This is a genomic window from Pantoea sp. X-Soil-OKNW-713, from assembly GCF_059730685.1.
Genome location: NZ_AP035995.1, coordinates 1,232,098 through 1,255,627 on the forward strand (window position 1 = coordinate 1,232,098; position 23,530 = coordinate 1,255,627).

The 23,530-nt window shown below is 53.5% G+C and carries 20 protein-coding genes and 7 tRNA genes; 9 read left to right on the plus strand and 18 right to left on the minus strand.

The features are described 5' to 3' along the window. Positions 1 to 7: 7 nt before the first annotated feature. Positions 8 to 1,432 carry a tRNA (N6-isopentenyl adenosine(37)-C2)-methylthiotransferase MiaB gene (gene miaB, locus AC6I8R_RS05625; protein ID WP_021182382.1) on the minus strand — a complete coding sequence of 475 codons (1,425 nt, stop codon included), beginning with the start codon at positions 1,430 to 1,432 and terminating at the stop codon, positions 8 to 10. A gap of 161 nt (positions 1,433 to 1,593) precedes the next feature. On the opposite strand from miaB, the gene ubiF reads away from it, so the two are divergent. Next, positions 1,594 to 2,766 carry a 3-demethoxyubiquinol 3-hydroxylase gene (gene ubiF / locus AC6I8R_RS05630; RefSeq protein ID WP_021182383.1) on the plus strand — a complete coding sequence of 391 codons (1,173 nt, stop codon included), beginning with the start codon at positions 1,594 to 1,596 and terminating at the stop codon, positions 2,764 to 2,766. A gap of 153 nt (positions 2,767 to 2,919) precedes the next feature. On the opposite strand, the gene AC6I8R_RS05635 is transcribed toward ubiF, so the two are convergent. The 12 genes from AC6I8R_RS05635 to nagB form a co-directional block, all read right to left on the minus strand. Further along, a tRNA-Gln gene (locus AC6I8R_RS05635) sits at positions 2,920 to 2,994 on the minus strand. A gap of 28 nt (positions 2,995 to 3,022) precedes the next feature. Further along, positions 3,023 to 3,097: transfer RNA gene (locus AC6I8R_RS05640), tRNA-Gln, on the minus strand. 8 nt (positions 3,098 to 3,105) lie between these two features. After that, a tRNA-Met gene (locus AC6I8R_RS05645) sits at positions 3,106 to 3,182 on the minus strand. A 31-nt stretch (positions 3,183 to 3,213) separates the two neighbouring features. Next, a tRNA-Gln gene (locus tag AC6I8R_RS05650) sits at positions 3,214 to 3,288 on the minus strand. Positions 3,289 to 3,322: 34 nt separating this feature from the next. Next, positions 3,323 to 3,397: transfer RNA gene (locus AC6I8R_RS05655), tRNA-Gln, on the minus strand. A gap of 22 nt (positions 3,398 to 3,419) precedes the next feature. Next, positions 3,420 to 3,504: transfer RNA gene (locus AC6I8R_RS05660), tRNA-Leu, on the minus strand. Positions 3,505 to 3,513: 9 nt separating this feature from the next. Continuing rightward, positions 3,514 to 3,590 (minus strand) — tRNA-Met (locus AC6I8R_RS05665). A gap of 217 nt (positions 3,591 to 3,807) precedes the next feature. Further along, positions 3,808 to 5,475 (minus strand): asparagine synthase B, encoded by a 1,668-nt coding sequence (asnB, locus tag AC6I8R_RS05670; RefSeq protein WP_021182384.1) that lies wholly within the window; start codon positions 5,473 to 5,475, stop codon positions 3,808 to 3,810. A 306-nt stretch (positions 5,476 to 5,781) separates the two neighbouring features. Beyond that, a complete protein-coding gene (locus AC6I8R_RS05675; protein WP_013508270.1) occupies positions 5,782 to 6,534 on the minus strand; it encodes an HAD-IIA family hydrolase in 753 nt (250 codons plus the stop codon). 39 nt (positions 6,535 to 6,573) lie between these two features. Beyond that, positions 6,574 to 7,794 carry a DNA-binding transcriptional regulator NagC gene (gene nagC, locus AC6I8R_RS05680; protein ID WP_021182385.1) on the minus strand — a complete coding sequence of 407 codons (1,221 nt, stop codon included), beginning with the start codon at positions 7,792 to 7,794 and terminating at the stop codon, positions 6,574 to 6,576. A gap of 7 nt (positions 7,795 to 7,801) precedes the next feature. Next, positions 7,802 to 8,950, minus strand: coding sequence for an N-acetylglucosamine-6-phosphate deacetylase (gene nagA, locus AC6I8R_RS05685; protein WP_415175564.1), 1,149 nt, complete (start codon positions 8,948 to 8,950; stop codon positions 7,802 to 7,804). Positions 8,951 to 9,011: 61 nt separating this feature from the next. Beyond that, positions 9,012 to 9,812, minus strand: coding sequence for a glucosamine-6-phosphate deaminase (gene nagB / locus AC6I8R_RS05690; RefSeq protein WP_497831998.1), 801 nt, complete (start codon positions 9,810 to 9,812; stop codon positions 9,012 to 9,014). Positions 9,813 to 10,154: 342 nt separating this feature from the next. Between nagB and nagE the strand changes: the two genes are divergently transcribed. From nagE to AC6I8R_RS05705, 3 genes are all read left to right on the plus strand, one after another. Next, on the plus strand, positions 10,155 to 12,182 hold the full coding sequence (nagE, locus tag AC6I8R_RS05695) for an N-acetylglucosamine-specific PTS transporter subunit IIBC (protein ID WP_036624757.1): 2,028 nt from the start codon (positions 10,155 to 10,157) through the stop codon (positions 12,180 to 12,182). A 151-nt stretch (positions 12,183 to 12,333) separates the two neighbouring features. After that, positions 12,334 to 14,001 carry a glutamine--tRNA ligase gene (glnS, locus tag AC6I8R_RS05700; protein WP_021182390.1) on the plus strand — a complete coding sequence of 556 codons (1,668 nt, stop codon included), beginning with the start codon at positions 12,334 to 12,336 and terminating at the stop codon, positions 13,999 to 14,001. Between the two features lie 235 nt (positions 14,002 to 14,236). Continuing rightward, the gene (locus tag AC6I8R_RS05705) at positions 14,237 to 14,632 is read left to right on the plus strand and encodes a hypothetical protein (RefSeq protein ID WP_415175566.1); all 396 of its coding nucleotides are present in this window, start codon (positions 14,237 to 14,239) and stop codon (positions 14,630 to 14,632) included. A 57-nt stretch (positions 14,633 to 14,689) separates the two neighbouring features. On the opposite strand, the gene fur is transcribed toward AC6I8R_RS05705, so the two are convergent. The 4 genes from fur to ybfF form a co-directional block, all read right to left on the minus strand. After that, complete coding sequence (fur, locus tag AC6I8R_RS05710) at positions 14,690 to 15,136, minus strand: ferric iron uptake transcriptional regulator (protein WP_415175567.1); 447 nt, start codon at positions 15,134 to 15,136, stop codon at positions 14,690 to 14,692. Positions 15,137 to 15,492: 356 nt separating this feature from the next. Further along, positions 15,493 to 16,023, minus strand: a complete 531-nt coding sequence (fldA, locus tag AC6I8R_RS05715; RefSeq protein ID WP_013508278.1) for a flavodoxin FldA — start codon at positions 16,021 to 16,023, stop codon at positions 15,493 to 15,495. Between the two features lie 128 nt (positions 16,024 to 16,151). Continuing rightward, entirely contained in the window at positions 16,152 to 16,427 is a 276-nt protein-coding gene (ybfE, locus tag AC6I8R_RS05720) for a LexA regulated protein (protein WP_013508279.1), read from the minus strand. A gap of 168 nt (positions 16,428 to 16,595) precedes the next feature. Further along, the gene (gene ybfF, locus AC6I8R_RS05725) at positions 16,596 to 17,360 is read right to left on the minus strand and encodes an esterase (protein ID WP_415175568.1); all 765 of its coding nucleotides are present in this window, start codon (positions 17,358 to 17,360) and stop codon (positions 16,596 to 16,598) included. Between the two features lie 247 nt (positions 17,361 to 17,607). On the opposite strand from ybfF, the gene seqA reads away from it, so the two are divergent. Together seqA and pgm are read left to right on the plus strand one after the other, a co-directional pair. Continuing rightward, complete coding sequence (seqA, locus tag AC6I8R_RS05730) at positions 17,608 to 18,150, plus strand: replication initiation negative regulator SeqA (protein ID WP_021182393.1); 543 nt, start codon at positions 17,608 to 17,610, stop codon at positions 18,148 to 18,150. 25 nt (positions 18,151 to 18,175) lie between these two features. After that, positions 18,176 to 19,816: a phosphoglucomutase (alpha-D-glucose-1,6-bisphosphate-dependent) gene (gene pgm, locus AC6I8R_RS05735; RefSeq protein ID WP_208725016.1), complete on the plus strand. Its 1,641-nt coding sequence runs from the start codon at positions 18,176 to 18,178 to the stop codon at positions 19,814 to 19,816. 39 nt (positions 19,817 to 19,855) lie between these two features. On the opposite strand, the gene kdpE is transcribed toward pgm, so the two are convergent. After that, on the minus strand, positions 19,856 to 20,530 hold the full coding sequence (kdpE, locus tag AC6I8R_RS05740) for a two-component system response regulator KdpE (protein WP_021182395.1): 675 nt from the start codon (positions 20,528 to 20,530) through the stop codon (positions 19,856 to 19,858). Between the two features lie 240 nt (positions 20,531 to 20,770). Here kdpE and AC6I8R_RS05745 point away from each other — a divergent pair, with 240 nt between their 5' ends. The 3 genes from AC6I8R_RS05745 to phrB all read left to right on the plus strand — a co-directional run bounded on the left by AC6I8R_RS05745 (position 20,771) and on the right by phrB (position 23,520). Beyond that, positions 20,771 to 20,971 carry a DUF2517 family protein gene (locus AC6I8R_RS05745; RefSeq protein WP_021182396.1) on the plus strand — a complete coding sequence of 67 codons (201 nt, stop codon included), beginning with the start codon at positions 20,771 to 20,773 and terminating at the stop codon, positions 20,969 to 20,971. Between the two features lie 151 nt (positions 20,972 to 21,122). Then, a complete protein-coding gene (locus AC6I8R_RS05750; protein ID WP_021182397.1) occupies positions 21,123 to 22,079 on the plus strand; it encodes a YbgA family protein in 957 nt (318 codons plus the stop codon). A 13-nt stretch (positions 22,080 to 22,092) separates the two neighbouring features. Then, positions 22,093 to 23,520, plus strand: a complete 1,428-nt coding sequence (gene phrB / locus AC6I8R_RS05755) for a deoxyribodipyrimidine photo-lyase (RefSeq protein ID WP_415175571.1) — start codon at positions 22,093 to 22,095, stop codon at positions 23,518 to 23,520. The last annotated feature ends 10 nt before the right edge of the window (positions 23,521 to 23,530 follow it).

Below are 23,530 nucleotides of genomic sequence, written 5' to 3' on the forward strand. Positions count from 1 at the left end.
CGGGGTTTCAAGGCTGGAACAGACCTACGCCGATTTCGTTCTCTTTACGCGTACGCGCAATCACCGACGCCGGGCTTTCTACCACACGCAGGCCCATCTCGTCTTCAGTACGTACCACTTTGCCACGTAATGAGTTGGTATAAACATCGACGATTTCCACGTCAACGAACTTACCAATCATGCCGACCGAGCCTTCGAAATTCACCACGCGGTTGTTTGCGGTGCGACCTGACAGCTCCATCACGTTTTTACGCGAGGTACCTTCCACCAGGATGCGCTGCACGGTACCCAACATACGGCGGCTGATGCCCATCGCCTGCTGGTTGATGCGGTCTTGCAGGATGTACAGGCGTTGCTTCTTCTCCTCTTCCGGCACATCGTCCGGCAGGTCGGCCGCTGGCGTACCAGGGCGTGCGGAGTAGATAAAGCTAAAGCTCATGTCGAAATTGATATCGCCAATCAGCTTCATGGTCTGTTCGAAATCCTGCTGGGTTTCACCGGGGAAGCCGATGATAAAGTCGGAGCTGATTTCAATATCCGGACGCGCCACGCGCAGTTTACGGATGATCGCTTTGTACTCCAGCGCCGTGTGCGCGCGTTTCATCAGCGTCAGAATGCGGTCAGCGCCGCTCTGCACCGGCAGATGCAGGAAGCTGACCAGCTCCGGTGTATCACGGTAAACCTCAATGATATCGTCCGTGAACTCAATCGGATGGCTGGTGGTGAAACGGATGCGGTCGATACCGTCAATCGCCGCCACCAGACGCAGCAGTTCAGCGAAGGTGCAGAAGTCACCGTCGAAGGTCGCGCCGCGATACGCGTTGACGTTCTGGCCCAGCAGGTTAACTTCGCGCACACCCTGGGCCGCCAACTGGGCGATTTCCAGCAGAATGTCGTCACTTGGACGGCTCACTTCTTCGCCACGGGTGTAAGGCACCACGCAGAAAGTACAGTATTTGTTGCAGCCTTCCATGATGGAAACAAACGCTGTCGGGCCTTCTGCACGCGGTTCGGGCAGACGGTCAAATTTCTCAATTTCCGGGAAGCTGATATCGACGATTGGACTTTTGCTGCCGCGCACGGTGTTGATCATCTCCGGCAGGCGATGCAGCGTTTGTGGACCAAACACGATATCGACGCAGGGCGCGCGCTGGCGAATATGGTCGCCTTCCTGAGAAGCCACGCAGCCACCCACGCCAATGATGAGGTCGGGATTACGCTCTTTCAGCGTTTTCCAGCGTCCTAACTGATGGAAAACCTTCTCCTGTGCCTTCTCACGAATGGAACAGGTGTTGAGCAGCAGAACGTCTGCCTCTTCGGCTTCCTCAGTCAGGGTGTAGCCGTGGGTGCTGTTCAGCAGGTCAGCCATCTTCGATGAATCATACTCATTCATCTGACAGCCCCAGGTTTTGATATGCAGTTTTTTGGTCATTGGACTAGCCATTAATTCAGTGCAGGTAAGTGCTGGGCGCGTATTGTAATGCTTTGCTGCTGTTGTGACCAGTATAAGGGTAAGGGCTTTTCTGATCGTGACGTGAATTTCCGGTACACTTCGCACAATGAGCGCTGCGTTAGATATGAGGGATAACGGTAATGCAGGATTCACATTTTGATGTGGTGGTGATTGGCGGCGGGATGGTTGGTGCGGCCCTGGCCTGCGGCCTGGCGCAGCAGCAATTCCGTGTGGCGGTGGTTGAGCGGGCTGAACCGGCCCCTTTTGATGCGGCGCGCGCGCCGGATGTTCGTATTTCCGCCATTGGTGCGTCATCGGTGGCGTTGCTGCAACAGCTTAACGTCTGGCCGCGTGTGCAGGCGATGCGTTGTGCACCTTACCGCAAGCTGGAAACCTGGGAATGGCAAACGGCCCATGTCACCTTTGATGCGGCATCACTTGGTCTGCCTGAACTGGGTTATATGGTTGAGAACAGCGTGCTGCAACGCGCGTTGTGGGAAAAGATGCAGGAAGATGGGGTGACCTTATGCGCCCCGGCCAGTCTGGACAATGTGCTGCCACACAGCGGCGGTTGGCATGTGCAACTGGACAATGGTACCACGCTGGATGCCAGACTGGTGGTGGGGGCCGATGGTGCCAATTCTCGCGTGCGCCAATTGGCCGGGATTGGTGTGCATGGCTGGAACTACGCGCAATCTTGCATGTTGATTAGCGTCGAGTGTGAACATGACGCCGGGGATGCCACCTGGCAACAGTTTACGCCGGAAGGGCCGCGCGCGTTCTTGCCGCTGTTCGGCAGGCATGCTTCGCTGGTGTGGTATGACGCGCCAGCACGTATTCGTCAGTTGCAGAGTTTGCCGTTGCCACAGCTGGAAAAAGAGATCCACGCGCATTTTCCGGCGCGCGTGGGGCGTTTTCAGGTGCAGGCGGCGGCATCCTTTCCGCTGGTGCGACGTCATGCAACGCGCTATGTCACCGCCGGGCTGGCGTTGGTTGGCGATGCGGCGCATACCATCAATCCGTTGGCCGGGCAGGGGGTGAATCTTGGCTATCGTGATGTGGATGCGTTGCTGGACACGCTGGTGCAGGCGCGTAGTCAGGCGGAGTCGTGGTCATCGGCGGCGGTGTTGCAGCGTTATCAGCGCCAGCGCCGCAGAGATAATTTGTTGATGCAGGGCGGAATGGATCTGTTTTACTTCGCTTTCAGCAATAAACTGCCGCCGCTGCGTTTCGCCCGTAATCTGGGATTGATCGCTGCTGAACACGCCGGTGCGTTAAAACGTCAGGTGCTGCGTTACGCGTTGGGGCTTTAATCTGGCATTTTTGCACATTCCGTAGCGGCGCGATTTATCGAGCAGGTTTTAAAATCAAAAGAGCGCGATAAATCGCGCCGCTACAGGGGGATGTGTTTTTACATAAACCCAGAAAACAATAAAGCCCGCAAAAGCGGGCTTTATTGTGCAATTTGGCTGGGGTGCAGGGATTCGAACCCCGGAATGCCGGAATCAGAATCCGGTGCCTTACCGCTTGGCGACACCCCAATAGGTGTTTGGTCAAATTGTCTTTGTATGGCTGGGGTGCAGGGATTCGAACCCCGGAATGGTGGAATCAGAATCCACTGCCTTACCGCTTGGCGACACCCCAATTTTATATGGTGGCTACGACGGGAATCGAACCTGTGACCCCAGCATTATGAGTGCTGTGCTCTAACCAGCTGAGCTACGTAGCCAAATTGTACTGCTTTACATCACATCCGACGATGGCTGGGATACCTGGATTCGAACCAGGGAATGCCGGTATCAAAAACCGGTGCCTTACCGCTTGGCGATATCCCAATAGTCGACTCATATCCACGAGAGTTCATCGGATTGGCTGGGGTACCTGGATTCGAACCAGGGAATGCCGGTATCAAAAACCGGTGCCTTACCGCTTGGCGATACCCCATCCGGCTGCCGAAGACTGGAAATGGTGCGGGAGGCGAGACTTGAACTCGCACACCTTGCGGCGCCAGAACCTAAATCTGGTGCGTCTACCAATTTCGCCACTCCCGCAAAAAAAGATGGTGGCTACGACGGGAATCGAACCTGTGACCCCAGCATTATGAGTGCTGTGCTCTAACCAGCTGAGCTACGTAGCCATCTTTTTTTCGCGCTACCTTCATCGGCGTTGCGGGGCGCATTATGCGTATTGAGCTTTGTAGCGTCAACAAATTTTTTACCGTTTTTCGCCTTAATGCGCCTGTTTGTCTGGCTTATAACCAGGCTGATGATTTATTCGGCAATTTTCGATCAATACAAACGCAACGGATAAAAAAAGGGGCCATTTCTGGCCCCTGTTGCTTGATATTAAAAATCTTATTTATAGGCAGACTGATGCACGCCTACCGCACGACCTGATGGATCGTCCATTGATTTGAACGCTTCATCCCATTCAATCGCTTTTGCGGAAGAACAGGCCACCGACGGACCACCCGGCACACATTCAGCGGCACTCGGGATCGGGAACAGTTCTTCAAAGATCTCACGGTACAGATACGCTTCTTTGGAGTTCGGCGTGTTGTACGGGAAGCGGAAGTGGGCGGTCGCCAGTTGTTGATCGCTAACCTGCTTCGCGGCCACTTCTTTCAGGGTGTCGATCCAGCTGTAACCTACACCGTCTGAGAACTGCTCTTTCTGACGCCATGCCACGCTTTCCGGCAGATATGAGGAGAAGCATTCACGCAGGATGTGTTTTTCCATCTTGCCGTTGCTGCCACACATTTTATCTTCCGGGTTGATGCGCATCGCGACATCCAGGAATTTCTTGTCGAGGAACGGCACACGCGCTTCCACACCCCAGGCTGACATCGCTTTGTTAGCACGGGCACAGTCATACATATGCAGTGCCAGCAGCTTACGCACGTTCTCCTCGTGGAACTCTTTGGCGTTCGGCGCTTTGTGGAAGTAGAGGTAGCCACCAAACACTTCATCAGCACCTTCGCCAGACAGCACCATTTTGATACCCATCGCTTTGATTTTACGCGACATCAGGTACATCGGCGTTGAGGCACGGATAGTGGTCACATCGTAGGTTTCGATGTGGTAAATCACATCACGGATTGCATCCAGACCTTCCTGCACGGTGAAGTGGATTTCATGGTGCACGGTGCCGAGATGTTCCGCGACCGATTTCGCCGCTTTCAGGTCCGGTGAACCTTCCAGACCTACCGCGAAGGAGTGCAGTTGCGGCCACCAGGCATCGCTCTTGTCATGATCTTCTACGCGTTTTGCCGCAAAACGTTTGGTCACTGCGGAGATAATGGACGAGTCCAGACCACCAGACAGCAGCACGCCGTAGGGGACGTCTGACATCAGATGGCTTTTGACTGACTCTTCCAGCGCGGCTTTCAGACCGGCGGCATCAGTAACGTTGTGCTCAACGGCTTTGTAATCCATCCAGTCACGCTGCCAGTAACGACGGATTTCGCCATCGGTGCTGGAGAGGTAGCTTCCCGGCGGGAATTCTTTGATGGAGCGGCACACCGGCACCAGCGCTTTCATTTCGGAAGCGACATAGAAGTTGCCGTGTTCATCGTTACCCATATACAGCGGGATGATACCGATATGGTCACGACCAATCAGATATTGTTGTTTCACGCTGTCCCACAGAATAAAGGCAAACATGCCTTGCAGGTCATCGAGGAAATCGACGCCTTTTTCCTGATACAGCGCGAGGATCACTTCACAGTCAGAACCGGTCTGGAACTGATAGCGATCGCTCAGTTCAGCACGCAGCGCCTGATGGTTGTAGATTTCACCGTTTACCGCCAGTACGTGGGTGTGATCGGCGTTGTACAGCGGCTGTGCGCCGTTGTTGACGTCAACAATTGACAGGCGCTCATGCGCCAGAATGGCTTTGTCATCGGCATAGACGCCTGACCAGTCCGGGCCGCGATGGCGCATCAGACGGGAACATTCCAGCGCTTTCTTGCGCAATTCAACAGGATCGGTTTTCAGATCCAGCACACCAAAAATCGAACACATAACTGACTCCTGATCTCACCCTGTGGGGATGTTATTTCTACGTTTGTCCGGCAGCATCGGCTGCGTGATGTATAAGAAAATGCGCTATTTGGTGGTGGTAATGCAAGCAAATTCACGATTGGTTGATAAAAAGAATGTTGTCATCGCAAATAAATTGAATTTTATTCAATTAAATAACCATTTCATTAGATGGTATCTAATGAAATCTCAATTCGGGCTATTTTGTGAACAAGGCAGGGCGCGAAAAAAAGAAACCCGGCGAACTTTTTTGGTGCGCCGGGCCATAAGTTTTGTTGATGGAGAGAATCAGAACAGATCGATATCGGCAACCGAAGGATAAATCCAGTCCGGGCGGAACGGCATGGCATCAATATCGCTGAGTGTTGAAACACCCGACAGCACCAGCACCGTTTCCAGACCGGCCTGGAAACCGGCGAGAATATCGGTGCGCAGGTTATCGCCCACGATCACCGTTTCTTCGGAGTGCGCCTGCATCTTATTCAGCGCAGCACGCATGATATACGGGCTGGGTTTACCGACATAAAACGGTTTGCGCCCGGAGATTTTCTCAATGCCGGCACACAACGCGCCACAGGCCGGGACGAAATTACGTGCATGGGTATCCGGGTTGGTAGCGATAAAGCGGGCGCCGTTGGCAACAAAGAACGCCGCCTTATGCATCATCTCCCAGTTAAAGGAGCGCGTTTCGCCGACGATGACGAAATCCGGATTGATATCGGTGATGGTGAATCCCGCCTTGTACAGCTCATGAATCAGCGCGCCTTCGCCAATCACATAGGCTTTTTTCCCTTCCTGACGGCGCAGAAAATCGGCCGTAGCCATTGCCGAGGTGTAGAACACCGAATCCGGCACTTCAATGCCAGAAGAGGCAAAACGGTTTGCCAAATCTTTCGCTGTTTGTGAGGGATAGTTGGTCAGCACCACCAGCGGCATCTTTTTTTCAAGGATGCGTTGCAGGAACTCCTGGGCACCAGGAACGGCGGTGTTGTCGTGCATCAACACACCGTCGATGTCACAGATTACGCTTTTAATTGTCATAGATTGCATCCGGTATGGCCTGCCTGGGGCAGGCATCGATTACTCTTCCAGCAGATGTTGCAGCAGAATGCCATTCAGCATCGCGCGTTTTGCCAACGCAAAAGCGCCGATGGCGGAGCGATGATCCAGTTCTGAGCGTACCACAGGCAGATTTTTACGAAACGCATTCAGTGCCTGGGTATTAATGCAGCCTTCAATCGCCGGAAACAGCACTTTATCGGCCTCGGTAATTTCACCGGCTAGCACCACTTTCTGCGGATTAAACAGGTTAATGGCAATCGCGATGGCTTTTCCGAGATAGCGACCAACATATTCGATCACTTCGCATGCCAGCGCATCGCCCTGATTGGCTGCGCGACAGATTTGCGGCATCTGGCAATCGCTGAGAGTCAGCGAGCTGGGATAGCCCTGATTCAACAGATGGCGCACCCGGTTTTCAATCGCCCCATTGGCGGCGATGGTTTCCAGACAGCCGAAGTTACCACAATGGCAGCGCTCGCCCAGCGGATCGACCTGGATATGGCCAATTTCGCCCACGTTGCCATTGCTGCCAAGAAAAATGTGACCATTGGCGATAATGCCAGCCCCGGTACCGCGATGCAGGCGCACCAGAATGGAGTCTGCACAGTCACGGCTTGCACCGAAGTAGTGCTCAGCAAGGGCCAGGCTGCGGATATCGTGACCAACGAAACTGGTGACATTGAAGCGTTTTTGCAGGCTGGAAACCAGCGGCCAGTGGCTGACGGCAATATGCGGCATATAGCGAATCACCCCATTAATCGGGTCCACCAGGCCAGGCAGAATCACGGCAATGGCAATCAGTTCATGAATTTTACGCTGATGGGCGGCCATAAACGCGGTGATGGCGTTGAATAACGCATTTTCCAGCGTTTCCTGGGTACGTTCCGGCAGCGGGTAATCTTCCTGTGCCAGGGATTTGCCACTGAGATCAAACAGCGTCAGCGTGGCATCGTTGCGTCCGAGACGCACCCCAATGGTGTGAAAATGGCGGGTTTCCGTGATGATGGAGATGGCGCGGCGACCACCGGTGGAGGCTTGTTGTTCCACCTCTTTGATCAGACCGCGCTCAATCAACTGGCGGGTAATTTTGGTGACGCTGGCGGGTGCAAGCTGGCTCACTTCGGCTATCTGAATGCGCGAAATAGGCCCTTGTTGATCAATCAACCGATAAACGGCTGCGCTATTGAGTTGCTTGACAAGATCGACATTTCCTATTTGAGTCTGGCCGCCAGTGGTCATTCAGTGCTTACTCGCTGAGGACGTTCTCTCCGTTGACGAACGTCTTAATGATTTGAAAATCGCGGGTAAAGACAGTCAGGTTGGCGACTTTTCCAGCTTCGACCGTACCCAACTGTTTTTCCACTCCCATCGCCTTTGCCGGATAGAGCGTAGCCATGCGCAGCGCCTCATCCAGCGCAATGCCGCAATGTTCTACACAGTTCTGAACCGTTTCAATCATGGTGATAGCAGAACCACTTAAGGTTCCGTTCTCATCCACGCAAAGGCCATCGCGATAGTATATTGTTTTACCTGCAAAAATAAATTTATCAATCGAGGCGCCTGCCGGGGCTGTGGCATCAGTGACCAGCACCAACTTGTCGCCCTTGATACGCTTCGCATTGCGCACATTAGCGTAGTGGACATGTAAACCGTCTGCAATGATGCCGCAGTATACATCAGGCGAATCAAACAGCGCGCCAATCAAACCGGGTTCACGTCCGGCAAAGGTCGGCATCGCATTGTAGAGGTGGGTGGCAAAACTTACGCCTGCGGCGAAACCGCTTTTGGCTTCTTCATAAGTGGCGTTCGAGTGGCCTGCTGAAACAATAATGCCCGCATCGCTTAATTTGCGGATCACCGCGCTACCGGCATTCTCCGGGGCGAGTGTCACTTTGGTGATGACATCGGCGTTAGCGCAAAGAAAATCCACCAGTTGTGTATCCGGCAGACGAATCAGTTCCGGGTTGTGGGTGCCTTTTTTGACTTTATTCAGCCACGGACCTTCGAGGTGTAAACCCAACGCCTGGTTTTGATGTTTAGCCAGATATGCGCGCATGGTTTCGATTGCGCGTTTCATTAACGCATCGGTGCTGGTGATAAGCGTTGGCAGGTAGCTGGTGCAGCCTGATTTCTCATTGGCGCGCTGCATAATTTCCAGCGTTTCCACGGTCAGTGCATCGATATCATCGTTAAACTGCACGCCGCCGCAGCCATTAAGTTGTAAATCGATAAAACCGGGAGCGATAAACGCACCCGCAACATCCTGTTGCGGCAGGGTGGCGTCAAGCGCATCGCGTGGGCAGACGCGCTCAATCAGGCCATCGGCAATCACTACCGCATGATTGTCCAGAATTTCATGACCGGTAAAAATCCGGCCGTTTACTAATGCGTACATCGTTTCTTTCTCCCGGCTAAGCCCACCGCCATGCTGGCAGCAGGATTTTTACAACGTGGTCTTACACACCTTTCATATTTTCCGCTTCCATTTCGCGGAAATATTTCACGGTTTTCACTTTCAGTTCCATGGTGGCGGGTTCATCACACACCACCACGCCTTTGGCGTGCAGCTGCAAGCAACTGATGGTCCACATATGGTTAACATTACCTTCTACCGCCGCCTGCAACGCCTGAGCTTTGACATGACCGGTAACCAGAATCATCACCTCTTCGGCATCCAGCAACGTACCTACACCCACGGTCAGGGCATATTTTGGCACCTGATCCACATCACCGTTAAAGAAACGGGAATTGGCGAGGCGAGTCTCGTGTGTCAACGTTTTGATACGGGTACGGGATGCAAGCGAGGAGGCTGGTTCGTTAAAGGCGATGTGACCATCATTGCCCACGCCACCCATAAACAGATGGATTGTGCCCAGAGCGCGGATCTTCTCTTCGTACTGACGACATTCTGCGTCAATATCTTCCGCATTGCCATTCAGAAGATTGATGTTTTCTGGTTGGATATCAACGTGATCGAAAAAATTACGATACATAAAGCTGTGGTAACTTTCCGGATGCTCTTTTGGCAGGCCAACGTATTCATCCATGTTAAACGTGACCACATGTTTGAAACTAACCTGGCCCGCTTTATGCATCTCAATCAGGTGCTTGTACGCTTCCAGTGGTGTGCCACCGGTGGGCAGACCTAGCACGAAGGGACGATCTGGGCCAGGATTAAACGCATTAATGCGGTTAACAATATGGCGCGCGGCCCATTTACCCACCTGGGTAGGTGTGGCTAAAGGGATCAGTCTCATGTCTTCACCTCAGTTAAAGATTGAAAAGTGGGGTCGCCGTTTTCTCTACAGACCGTTCTTAAGCGTAATCCGTTTAAGCTCAACCATACGGGGAAAAGTGCGCCCTGATATTTTTCATCATAAAATAAGTTTGGGGTGATGGCTAGCAGTTAGGGGGTGTAAACGTCATTTTTGGTGATAAAAGTCACAGTTGTTGTGGTTTTAATTTGCGAGGCGAATTAATTTATCTCTACACTTCGCCTCGTGGTGAAAAGTGTCATCTAAGCTACCGGGTGCCGGGATAATAAAATCAACCCGCGCTACGGCAATACGCCAGTCTCAAAGGGGGAGAATAAGGTGAGTATTTTAGGATATCTGCAAAAGGTCGGCCGAGCGCTTATGGTGCCGGTGGCGACCCTGCCGGCAGCGGCAATTTTAATGGGGGTGGGGTACTGGATCGATCCTGACAGCTGGGGGGCGGGTAACGCTCTGGCTGCGTTGCTGATCAAATCCGGTGCCGCGATCATCGAGCATATGTCGGTGCTGTTTGCCATCGGTGTTGCCTATGGCATGTCAAAAGATAAAGACGGCGCTGCGGCGCTGACTGGCTTCGTTGGTTTCCTCGTGGTCACTACCCTGTGTTCACCGGCCGCCGTGTCGATGATTCAGAAAATCCCGTTGGATCAAGTGCCTGCCGCTTTTGGCAAAATCGAGAACCAGTTTGTCGGTATCCTGGTGGGGATTATCTCGGCGGAAGTCTATAACCGCTTCAGCCACGTTGAGCTGCCAAAAGCGCTGTCATTCTTCAGTGGCCGCCGTCTGGTTCCCATCCTGGTCTCCTTCCTGATGATCCTCGTCGCGTTCATTCTGATGTATATCTGGCCGGTGGTGTTTAATGGTCTGGTCAGCTTTGGCGAGAGCATTCAGAAACTGGGTTCTGTTGGCGCAGGTATCTATGCCTTCTTCAACCGTCTGCTGATTCCGGTTGGCCTGCATCACGCGCTGAACTCCGTGTTCTGGTTTGATGTGGCTGGCATCAACGATATTCCGAAATTCCTCGGTGGTGCACAGTCCATCGCTAATGGCAGCGGCATTCCGGGGATCACCGGTCGCTATCAGGCGGGCTTCTTCCCGATCATGATGTTCGGTCTGCCGGGTGCGGCGCTGGCGATTTACCACTGCGCGCGTCCGGAAAACCGTGCCAAAGTGGGCGGTATCATGTTGGCTGCTGCCTTTGCTGCCTTCTTTACCGGCATCACCGAACCACTGGAATTCTCCTTTATGTTCGTGGCACCGGTGCTGTATGTCATCCATGCGCTGCTGACCGGGCTTTCGGTATTTATTGCGGCGAGCATGCACTGGATTGCGGGCTTTGGTTTCAGCGCCGGTCTGGTGGATATGGCACTGTCAACGCGTAACCCGCTGGCGGTCCATTGGTGGATGCTGATCCCACAAGGTCTGGTGTTCTTCGCCATCTACTATGTGGTGTTCCGGTTCACTATCCAGAAATTCAACCTCATGACACCGGGCCGTGAACTGGCTGCTGATGATGAAACTGACGGCTATGACGTCAATGTTGATCACAGCGGCAGTGGCGAAAGCCAGACCGAATCGCTGGCGCGTCGTTACATTGGTGCCGTGGGTGGTTCAGAAAACCTGACCAACATCGATGCCTGTATCACCCGTCTGCGTCTGAACGTGAAAGATGCCGCACAGGTGAACGACAGCGTGGCGAAACGTTTGGGTGCATCCGGTATTATCCGTCTCAACAAACAAAGCGTGCAGATTATCGTCGGTACCCAGGCGGAAAGCATCGCTAGCGCAATGAAAACTGTGCTGACTAAAGGCCCGGTCGCCGCTGCGGCTGCCGCACCCTCTGCTCCACAGGCCGCTGCACCACAGCCGCAGGCCGTGCTGAACAGCGACAAAGGCGTGATCGCCACGCTGGTGGCTCCGGTGAGCGGTGAAGTGGTTGCCCTGGACGCGGTGCCGGACGAAGCCTTCGCCAGCAAGGCGGTGGGTGATGGTCTGGCAATTAAGCCTACCGGTAAAACCGTGGTGGCACCGATTGCCGGTACCATCGTGAAAATCTTCAATACCAACCATGCTTTCTGTCTGGAGAGCGAGAACGGTGTTGAGATCGTGGTGCATATGGGTCTGGATACCGTCGCGCTGGAAGGCAAAGGCTTCTCGCGTCTGGTGGAAGAGGGCGCAACGGTGGTGGCGGGCCAGCCAGTGCTGGAAATGGATCTGGATTTCCTCAACGCCCATGCCCGTTCGATGATCAGCCCGGTGGTGGTCAGCAACAGCGATGATTTCGCTGGCCTCAATCTGCTGGCAAGTGGGTCAGTGGTCGCCGGTGAAACCCGTTTGTACGAGGTTAAAGGCTAAACCCTTGTGATAAACCCCAAAGGCAGGAAGCGATTCCTGCCTTTTTTGTTTTAAAACGACCAACAAACGGTTGTTTCCCTTCTGCGCTTTGTGGATCATACTCCGTTACTTTCCAGGACAAATCACCCGTATTGTATTTGAGGATTTTGAGATGAGTGAGGCTGAAGCCCGCCCAACGAACTTTATTCGTCAGATTATCGACGAAGATTTGGCGAGCGGTAAGCACAACAGCGTGCATACCCGTTTCCCGCCTGAGCCCAATGGTTACCTGCATATTGGCCATGCGAAATCGATCTGTCTGAATTTTGGTATCGCACAAGATTACCAGGGACAGTGCAATCTGCGCTTCGACGACACCAACCCGGTGAAAGAAGATATGGAGTTCGTCGAGTCCATCAAGCGCGACGTGCAATGGCTGGGCTTTGAATGGAGCGGAGACGTTTGTTACTCCTCGAACTATTTCGACCAGCTGTACAACTATGCGGTCGAACTGATCAACAAAGGCCTGGCCTATGTGGATGAGCTTTCGCCGGAAGAGATTCGCGAATACCGTGGCACCCTGACTGCCCCAGGTAAAAACAGCCCGTTCCGCGATCGCACGCCGGAAGAGAACCTGGCGCTGTTTGAAAAAATGCGCGCCGGTGGCTTCGAAGAGGGCAAGGCTTGCCTGCGTGCCAAAATCGATATGGCATCAAACTTTATCGTGATGCGCGATCCGGTGCTGTATCGCATTAAATTTGCTGAGCATCACCAGACTGGTAACAAATGGTGCATCTACCCGATGTACGATTTTACCCACTGCATCTCCGACGCGCTGGAAGGCATTACCCATTCGCTGTGTACGCTGGAGTTCCAGGATAACCGTCGCCTGTACGATTGGGTGCTGGACAACATCAGCATTCCGGTTCACCCGCGTCAGTATGAATTCTCACGTCTGAATCTGGAATACGCGGTGATGTCGAAGCGTAAACTGACTCAGCTGGTGAGTGAAAAGGTGGTAGAAGGCTGGGATGACCCGCGTATGCTGACCGTGTCCGGTTTGCGCCGTCGTGGTTACAGCGCAGCCTCGATTCGTGAATTCTGCCTGCGTATTGGTGTGACGAAACAGGACAACATCGTTGAGATGGCCTCGCTGGAGTCATGTATCCGTGACGATCTCAACGAGAATGCGCCGCGTGCTATGGCGGTGCTGGATCCGCTGAAAGTGGTGATTGAGAACCTGCCTGCGGGTCATGAAGAGATCATCACCATGCCGAACCATCCGAACAAGCCGGAAATGGGCACGCGTGAGGTTCCGTTCAGCCGTGAGGTGTGGATCGATCGCGCTGATTTCCGTGAGGAAGCCAACAAGCAGTACAAACGTCTGGTGCTGGGTAAAGAGGTCCGTCTGCGTAATGCTTATGTGATCCGTGCCGAGCGCGTAGCGAAAGATGATGAAGGCAATATCACCTGCATCTATTGTACCTGTGACGTCGATACCCTGAGCAAAGATCCGGCTGATGGCCGTAAAGTGAAAGGCGTGATCCACTGGGTTTCGGCGATCCATGCGCTGCCTGCGGAATTCCGTCTGTATGACCGTCTGTTCAGTGTACCGAACCCAGGTGCGGCAGAGGATTTCCTCACCACCATCAACCCGAACTCGCTGGAAATCAAACAAGGTTTTGTTGAGCCGGGTCTGCGTGATGCAGTAGCGCTTGCTCCGTATCAGTTTGAACGTGAAGGTTATTTTTGCGCGGATAGCGTTTATTCACAGCCTTCTAAGCTGGTATTCAACCGTACTGTCGGTTTGCGTGATACCTGGGCGAAAATCGGCGATTAATCCTTTTTGTCGTTTTCCCCATATCCTGATAAAAGGGCGAGAAATCGCCCTTTTTTATTGGCTGTAATTTGAGTTTAGCCATCTTTTATTCTGTGGCTTGCGAAACGTGCTTGTTACCGGGATTTGCAACTAATCTGACTTTAACATAATTAATCAATTTACGAGTGTTAAAAACTTTTTTTCAGGTAGGCTATCCGCTCTCAGACGTTGCTCCGCGGGTTATAAAGGAAAAAAAATGACAAGTCTCGCTCAGGAAGCCAAACACAGCGTAGTGGTATTACATCAACTTATCGAACGTATTTTTAATCAGTCGGATAGCACCGACGACAGCATTGAATTGTTCCTTGCGCACTTTCACCCGGATTTCAAAATGGTGACCCCGCAGGGCAAGCAACTGGATTTCAATGCGACGGAAGTGCTGTTCCGTCAGCTGCGTGGTCAGCGTGAAGGGATGCGTATCGCCACCAGCGAACATGCCATCATTTCGCAACAAAGCAAGGAAGTGACGATTCAGTATCGTGAATTGCAAATGATGAACGGCACCAACCAGAGCCGCATCTCACTGGCGGTACTGGATTGCAGTACTTCAATTCCGCGCTGGCGTTATTTACAGGAAACGCTGGTGCAGTGATGCAGCCATAAAAAAACCGGTGCCAGGCACCGGTTTTTTTATACTGCATAGCACATTTTATTGCTTGTCGTGGAGCGTATCGTCTTCGCGGCAGTCTCCCAACGCACAGTGGCCGTACAAGTACAGACTGTGGTTAGTCAGCTTAATACCGTGACGTGTGGCGATTTCGCGCTGACGCGTTTCAATGGATTCATCGCTGAATTCGATCACTTTGCCACAATCCAGGCAGATCAGGTGGTCATGGTGATGCTGTTGCGTCAGTTCAAAGACGGATTTACCACCCTCGAAGTTATGGCGGGTCACGATTCCCGCGTCATCAAACTGGTTAAGAACGCGATAAACCGTTGCCAGACCAATCTCTTCGCCCATGTCGATCAGGCGTTTGTACAAATCTTCCGCGCTGACGTGATGGCATTCGGGTTCCTGAAGCACTTCCAGAATTTTCAGTCTGGGGAGCGTGACTTTCAGGCCAGCCTTCTTCAATGCGGAGTTGTTGTCAGTCATGCGGATATTGTCCTGTTACTTAGCTAGTCACTTGCGGCGCAGGGCCTTGAATGTCGATCACGCGCATTCTCATTTGCGTCTCATTATAGAACTCAAGCAGTGAAATGAAAACCAAGGCAATGTCCTGAAAATCACCAGTGGCTGTAAGGAGAAATGTCACTAACGCCGGCGGGGATCGTGCAGGTCTTTGTTTCCATTTCACTCAGCCTCATTCTGATGCCAGAGGAATAAGCGGATGACCGTTACGGGTATTCTACAGATTTGCGGGAAAAAGTTAAAAAACAGTAGCTATTATTTTTATAGGAAATTCCTTTAACTCAATGTGAGCCAGCGCCCACATTGAGGAGGGCAGGGGATCAGGCTTCAATGATCTCTTTCAGTTGCAGCTCATCGAAAATCTGTTTCACCCATTTATCAACACGTTCGTTGGTCAGTTCAGGCTGACGATCTTCATCGATCGCCAGACCGAGGAAGTGTTTGTCATCTGCCAGACCTTTCGAGGCTTCGAAATGGTAGCCTTCGGTCGGCCAGTGTCCCACAATCACCGCGCCGTTTGGCTCGATGATATCGCGGATGGTGCCCATCGCATCACAGAAGTATTCAGCGTAATCTTCCTGGTCACCGCAGCCAAACAGCGCGACTAATTTGCCATTGAAATCAATTTCTTCCAGAGTCGGGAAAAAATCATCCCAGTCACATTGCGCTTCGCCGTAGTACCAGGTCGGAATGCCCAGCAGCAGGATATCGAATGCTTCGAGATCTTCTTTGGTGCTCTTGGCAATGTCATGCACTTCGGCCACATCTTTACCCAGTTGTTTCTGGATCATTTTTGCAATGTTTTCAGTATTGCCGGTATCGCTGCCGAAGAAAATGCCTACGATTGCCATGAGTTAAGTAACCTCTTAAATCCTGATATATGGGTTGAATGCACAGTTAAGCGAATGATAGCAGACCGGGCAAAGTGGCGGAACTTGTAAAGCCGAGACTTTGTGTTCCTGCGTGCGGTCTGCGTGTGTTACGACAGTTTGAGTTGCGCCAGCAGCATTTGTTCAATCAATTCGCTACGGCTGATGTTCTGCTGCTCTGCCAGAGTATTAAGCGCGTCAACCGCTTCACTGCTCATTTTTAGCTCCACGCGACGTAAACCACGCACTTTGTCGCGTTTTAGCTGGTTGCGCTTGTTAATGCGCAACTGTTCGTCACGCGTTAGCGGACTGGTTTTGGGGCGACCGGGACGTCGCTCATCAGCGAAGAGATCGAGCGTGGTGCGGTCAGTTTGTTCTTTTGCCATTTTTTGTAAAACTGAGTGGGCGCGAACGGCGGAAAGGCGCTGCGCAATTTATACATTATCGGCCCAGCCACGGTGAAAAAATCATCCGCGGCAAATTTTTAGCGCGACATCATACTCCAGCACTCCTTGCGACGCCAACCTTAAACGTTTTGCGGCAAGCTTTTGCTTTTACAGTACAAAAAAGCGGCGAACTGCGCGCAAAACCGCCTCAGGTTTTTCAGCATGGACCCAGTGACCGGCACCACTGATGACATGCGCATGCGCCTGTGGAAACTGGTGCAGCAACGCATCACGATGCTGATTGTCCAGATAAGGCGATTCGCTCCCGCGAATAAACAGCGCCGGATGTGGCCATGCAGGAACCTCATTCCAGCCGGAAATGGTGGCGTAATTATCCCACAGCACCGGCACATTGAAGCGCCATTCGCCATCCTGGAACGATTTCAGAATGAACTGAATGACCCCTTCTTCAGTCAACAGGGTGCGCATCACCTCGGCGGCTTCACCGCGACGCGTCACACCCGCGGCGCTCACGGCACGGATAGCAGCAAAAATCTCATCATGGCGGCGTGTCTGATAATCCACCGGCGCGATATCAATCATCACCAACTTTTCAATGCGTTCCGGCGCAATGGCACTTAACGTCATGGCAATTTTGCCACCCATCGAATGGCCGATTACGCCAACACGATCGAGGCCGTGGGCGTCAAGAGTGTCAACGATATCTTGCGCCATCGCCGCATAGTTCATCTCGTCGCTACGCGGGGACAGACCGTGATTGCGTACATCCACCTGCAAGGTGGGACGGGCATCGCGCAGGCCTCGTGCCAGCACGCCAAGGTTATCCAGGCTGCCAAACAGGCCATGAATTAACAGAATCGGAGGAGCATCAGGGGCAGATTGTTCAGTTTCCAGACGGGCATTCAAAATCATGGCAAAGTTCTTACGGTTGTGAGCTTCGCTTAGGTTATCATGAATCCACCTGCTCAGGAGCCAACCTGGTGGGCATTAGGGCATATTCCGACTTTTGCCCTGAAACGATGCCAGCGCTATCGGCCGCCTGGGATTTAACTTTATAATCCTCATGTTAGAGCCCGCTCACATTTTGCACGGCAGGATTTTGCTAAGGCCTTTGCAGAAATGCGTGGTTCTGTCATTTGCCAGAATCGTACGGAAAAAGATGAAAACGATTGAAGTTGACGAAGAACTCTACCGTTATATTGCCAGCCACACCCAGCACATTGGTGAAAGCGCCTCCGAAATTTTGCGCCGCATGCTGAAGTTCACTGCCGGTCAGAGTGCCCCTGCAACCTCTGCTGTTGTCGCCGTTGCGGCCAAAGAAGCCCAGCCGGTCGCAACGCAAGCCCGTCCGCAGGATCGCGTTCGTGCGGTACGTGAACTGTTACTTTCTGATGAGTATGCAGAGCAGAAAAAGGCGGTTAATCGCTTTATGCTGGTGTTGTCAACGCTCTATCGTCTTGATCCCGCAGCCTTTGCGGATGCCACGGCGTCACTGCAAGGACGCACCCGCGTCTATTTTGCCGGTGATGAGCATACGCTGCTGCAAAATGGCACCCATACTAAGCCGAAGCATGTGCCCGGCACACCGTACTGGGTGATCACCAATACCAATACCGGTCGCAAATGCAGCATGGTGGAACACATCATGTTAGCCATGCAGTTCCCGCAGGAACTGACAGAGAAAGTTTGCGGCACCATTTAAACCGAAGCGTCAGGGAGAAGCGCCAATGGCCAATCACCCCCGTGCCGGGCAGCCCGCCCAGCAGAGCGATTTGATTAACGTTGCACAATTAACCTCTCAGTACTACGTCCTGAAGCCGGATGTGGATAACCCTGAACATGCGGTGAAATTTGGTACTTCCGGTCACCGTGGTAGCGCAGGTCGTCACAGCTTCAACGAAATGCATATTCTGGCGATTGCGCAGGCCATCGCGGAAGACCGTAAGAAGAACGGCATCACCGGTCCGTGCTATGTCGGTAAAGACACCCATGCGCTGTCTGAACCGGCGATTTTGTCGGTGCTGGAAGTGCTGGCGGCTAACGGCGTCGATGTGATTGTGCAGCAGGACAACGGCTACACGCCGACGCCTGCTATCTCCAACGCGATCCTTGAGCACAACAAACGCGGTGGCGCACTGGCTGATGGCATCGTCATCACCCCGTCGCACAACCCGCCGGAAGATGGTGGTATCAAATACAACCCGCCGAATGGTGGCCCGGCCGATACGAACGTCACCAAAGTGGTGGAAGATCGTGCTAACCAGCTGATGAAAGCGGGTCTGAAGGATGTAAAACGTCTGCCACTGGATCAGGCGTGGGCCAGCGGTCATATCGTTGAACAGGATCTGATCCAACCCTATGTTGAGGGGCTGGCGCAGGTGATCGACTTCCCGGCGATTCAGAAAGCGGGCCTGAAAATTGGTGTTGATCCGCTTGGTGGCTCTGGTATGGCCTACTGGCAGCGTATTGCAGAGCATTACAAGCTGGATATCACCATTGTTAACGATGCTATCGATCAGACCTTCCGCTTTATGCATCTGGATAAAGATGGCGTGGTGCGTATGGACTGCTCGTCAGAGTGCGCGATGGCTGGCCTGTTGGCGTACCGTGACAAATTCGACCTGGCTTTCGGCAACGATCCCGATTACGACCGCCACGGCATTGTGACGCCGGCTGGCCTGATGAACCCGAACCACTATCTGGCGGTGGCGATCAACTACCTGTTCCAGCATCGTCCACAGTGGGGCAAAGATGTCGCCGTGGGTAAAACCCTGGTGTCCAGCGCGATGATTGACCGCGTGGTGAACGACATTGGCCGCAAGCTGGTGGAAGTGCCAGTGGGCTTCAAATGGTTCGTTGATGGCCTGTTCGACGGCAGCTTCGGCTTTGGTGGTGAAGAGAGCGCCGGGGCGTCGTTCCTGCGTTTCGACGGCACGGCCTGGTCCACCGATAAAGATGGCATCATTCTGTGCCTGCTGGCGGCGGAAATCACCGCTGTCACCGGTAAAAACCCGCAGCAACATTATGATGAGCTGGCGGCGCGTTTTGGCGCACCAAGCTACAACCGTTTGCAGGCAGCTGCGACTTCCGCGCAGAAAGCGGCATTGTCGAAGCTTTCACCGGAAATGGTGAGCGCTGACACGCTGGCCGGTGATCCGATCACCGCACGTCTGACGGCGGCACCGGGTAACGGCGCATCAATTGGTGGTCTGAAGGTGATGACGGAGAACGGCTGGTTCGCCGCGCGTCCGTCCGGCACCGAAGATGCTTATAAAATCTACTGTGAAAGCTTCCTCGGCGCTGAGCATCGCCAGCTGATCGAGAAAGAAGCGGTAGAAATCGTGAGCGAAGTGTTGAAAAACGCTTAAGCACAGCGAAATGAAAAAAGGCGCGTTATGCGCCTTTTTTTATGGCATAAACCGATAACCAATGCCGGTTTCTGTCAGCAGATGGTTGGGTTGGGTGGGGTTGGTTTCCAGCTTCTGACGCAGATGCCCCATATAAATGCGCAGATAATGGCTATGCTCCACCGCATTTGGCCCCCAGACCTGGTTCAGCAACTGACGTTGTGTCAGCACTTTTCCGGCATTATTCAGCAGCAAACTGAGCAGACGAAATTCGGTCGGCGTCAGATGCACCTCTTCGCCAGCGCGCAGCACACGACGCGCCGCCAGATCGACCGTCACGTCACCAAAACGCAATACCGGTTCGGACTGGCTGCCCTGATGACGTCGCAACGCCACACGCACCCGTGCCAGCAGTTCACCAATGCCAAAAGGCTTGGTGAGATAGTCATCGGCACCGGCATCCAGCGCATCGATTTTATCCTGTTCGTCCGTGCGGGCGGATAACACAATTACCGGCATGCTGCTCCACTGGCGCACTTCACGGATAAAGTCATTGCCATCGCCGTCGGGCAAACCGAGGTCAAGGATCACCAAATCGGGTTTGCGCGTGGCGGCTTCAATCAGGCCGCGCTGCAACTGCTCGGCTTCCACAATCTTTAGCCCTTCGCCTTCAAGCGCCAGGCGCACGAAACGGCGGATCTCCTTTTCATCTTCAACGATCAAGATGGTGGTCACGCGAACTCCTGCGGCAGAAATGGATAACGGTTCACTGTAGCAATAAATCGCGTCGCCGTCCGTGTTGAAGTTTGTTACCCATTGGGAACCTTACATTTACATTCATGTAACTTAATTTCAGTGCGGCGATGAAATGGACAAAAAAAGATCAAAAAAGTGGTCGGATGAGTAGTAAAATTACACAACGAGGCGTAATATTTGTGTCAGATCACATTTTCTCAGACTCACCAGGAGGCAACCATGTATCAGGCATATCCGTTCTACAAAGTTGTGCTGCGCCGCGCGCTGGTGGTGTTGCTGGGGGTGCTGGCGCTCCCTGTAATGCTGTTCCGTGCCGATCGCGCACGCTTTTACAGCTATCTGCACCGTATGTGGTGCAAAACCAGCGCGAAGCCAGTTTGGCTGGCGCAATCTGAAGCGGCTGGCGGCATTTTCTGGTAACGCTGTTCCGCTGTCGTTCCGCCCGGTGTCTTCCCTGAAGCACCGGGTTTTTTTATGCCAATTTTTCACTGCGCATCCCCGCTGACGCTGTGTTCGGCATACATTTCAGCTACACTTAAAACCTCTACAAGATTTCGGAGGTTGTACAAGTATGCGCGAAAAAATTCCTGTCGGTATCAGTGCCTGCCTGCTCGGGGATAGCGTTCGCTTTGATGGCGGCCATAAGCGTTTTGCCTTTGCGACAGACGAACTCAGCCCCTTTGTCCATTTCGAGCCGGTATGCCCGGAAATGGCGATTGGTTTGCCGACGCCGCGCCCGGCGCTGCGTCTGGTAAAAGAGGACGATGCGCGCGTACATCTGTGCTTCAGTAAGGCGGGCGGCGATGAAGTCACGGATCAGATGGCGCAGTGGTCTGCACAACGGGTGAAAGGGTTACATCACCTGTGTGGCTACATCCTGTGCGCCAAATCACCCAGTTGCGGTCTGGAGCGGGTGCGGGTGTATGAACCGCAAACCAACAACAATCGTAAAGCGGGGACCGGCATTTTCACCGAATTCCTCCAGCGTGAACTGCCGTGGTTGCCACTGGAAGAGGATGGTCGTCTCAACGATGCGGATATCCGGGAAAATTTCATTGGCCGTGTTTACGCCCTGCATGAGTTCAATCAGATGTGGCGCAATGGCCTGACGCGCCATCAACTGGTGGCGTTCCATAGTCGCTACAAACTGCTGCTGCTGTCTCACTCTCAGGATGAATACCGTGAGTTGGGACGTTTTGTGGCGAAGATGGAGTCGTGGGATTCGCTGGATGATTATGCTTTTGAATATCGCAACCGGTTGATGCGTTTGCTGGCGCACAAATCGACCCGACGCAACCACACCAATGTGTTGATGCATGTGCAGGGTTATTTCCGCCGTCAGCTGACCTCGCCGCAACGCCAGGAGCTGGCCCTGCTGATTGACCGTTATCGCTGTGGGCTACAGCCGTTACTGGCCCCGATCACCATGCTGAAACACTACATGGCGGAGTTCCCGCATCCGTGGCTAACCCAGCAGCGTTATTTCGACCCTTACCCGGAAGCGCTGCGTCTGCGCTATGGCCAATAATCTCAGGAGCTTTATGACCACTCATCTTGTCTGGCTGCGCAATGATTTACGCATCAATGACAACAGCGCGCTGTATGCTGCCTGTCGCGATCCGGGCGCGCGCGTGCTGGCGCTGTTTATCGCCACGCCCGGCCAGTGGCAGCAACATCATATGGCACCGAAACAGGCGGCGTTTATTTATCAAAGCCTGTGTTTGTTGCAGGGGGCGCTGGCGGAGCGGGGCATCCCATTGCATTACCAGCAATGCGACGATTTTGCTGCCTCGCTGGAGTATCTGGCAGACTTTTGCCAGCACCACCAGGTCGATCAGCTATTTTACAACTATCAATACGAAATCAATGAACGTCAGCGCGATGCCGCTGCGGAAAAACGTCTCGATGATCAGGGCGTGATTTGCCAGGGCTTTGATGACAGCCTGTTGTTGCCGCCGGGGAGCGTGCAGACCGGCAATCACACCATGTTTAAGGTGTTTACCCCGTTCAGCAAAGCCTTTGTCCGTCGCCTGCATCAGGGGCTGCCCGAATGTCATATGGCCCCTCGCGCCCGTGGCGGTGGCCCCATCGCGGTCGAACGCGAAATTCCGCCGTTTGACTATCCGCTGGAAGATTTCGACGCCACGCTGTTTCCCGCCGGCGAAGAGGCGGCGCTGCAACAGTTGCGCCATTTCGCGCAGCAGCCGGTGGTGGCGTATGCCGCTGAACGCGACAAACCCGCAGTGGATGGCACCAGCAGACTATCGGTGTATCTGGCGACGGGCGTGTTGTCGCCACGCCAGTGCCTGCATCGTATCCTCAAACACCACCCGGACGCGCTGGATGGCGGTCACGCATTTGTCTGGCTTAACGAGTTGATCTGGCGTGAGTTTTATCGCCATTTGATGGTGGCATTTCCGGCACTATGCAAACATCAGCCGTTTGTCGCCTGGACGCGTAACGTGCGCTGGCAGAAAAATCAAAACCATCTGGTGGCCTGGCAGCAGGGGAAAACCGGTTATCCGATTGTGGATGCGGCGATGCGCCAGCTAAATACCCTGGGTTGGATGCATAACCGGCTACGGATGATTGTCGCCAGTTTTCTGGTGAAGGATTTGCTGATCGACTGGCATGACGGGGAACGCTACTTTATGCAGCAACTGATCGACGGTGATCTGGCAGCCAATAACGGAGGCTGGCAGTGGGCGGCTTCTACCGGCACTGATGCGGCTCCCTATTTTCGCATTTTTAATCCGACGACTCAGGGCGAGCGTTTCGACCCACAGGGTGAGTTTATCCGCCAGTGGTTACCGGAACTGGCGGCAGTACCGGACGCGCATATCCATCAGCCGCACGCCTGGGCGCAGAAAAATAACAAGACACTCGATTATCCTGAGCCAATCGTGGAACATAAGGACGCACGTAAAAAGACACTGGACGCCTTCGAGCGCGCGCGCAGCGCGGCCTGAGAGGTCAGGG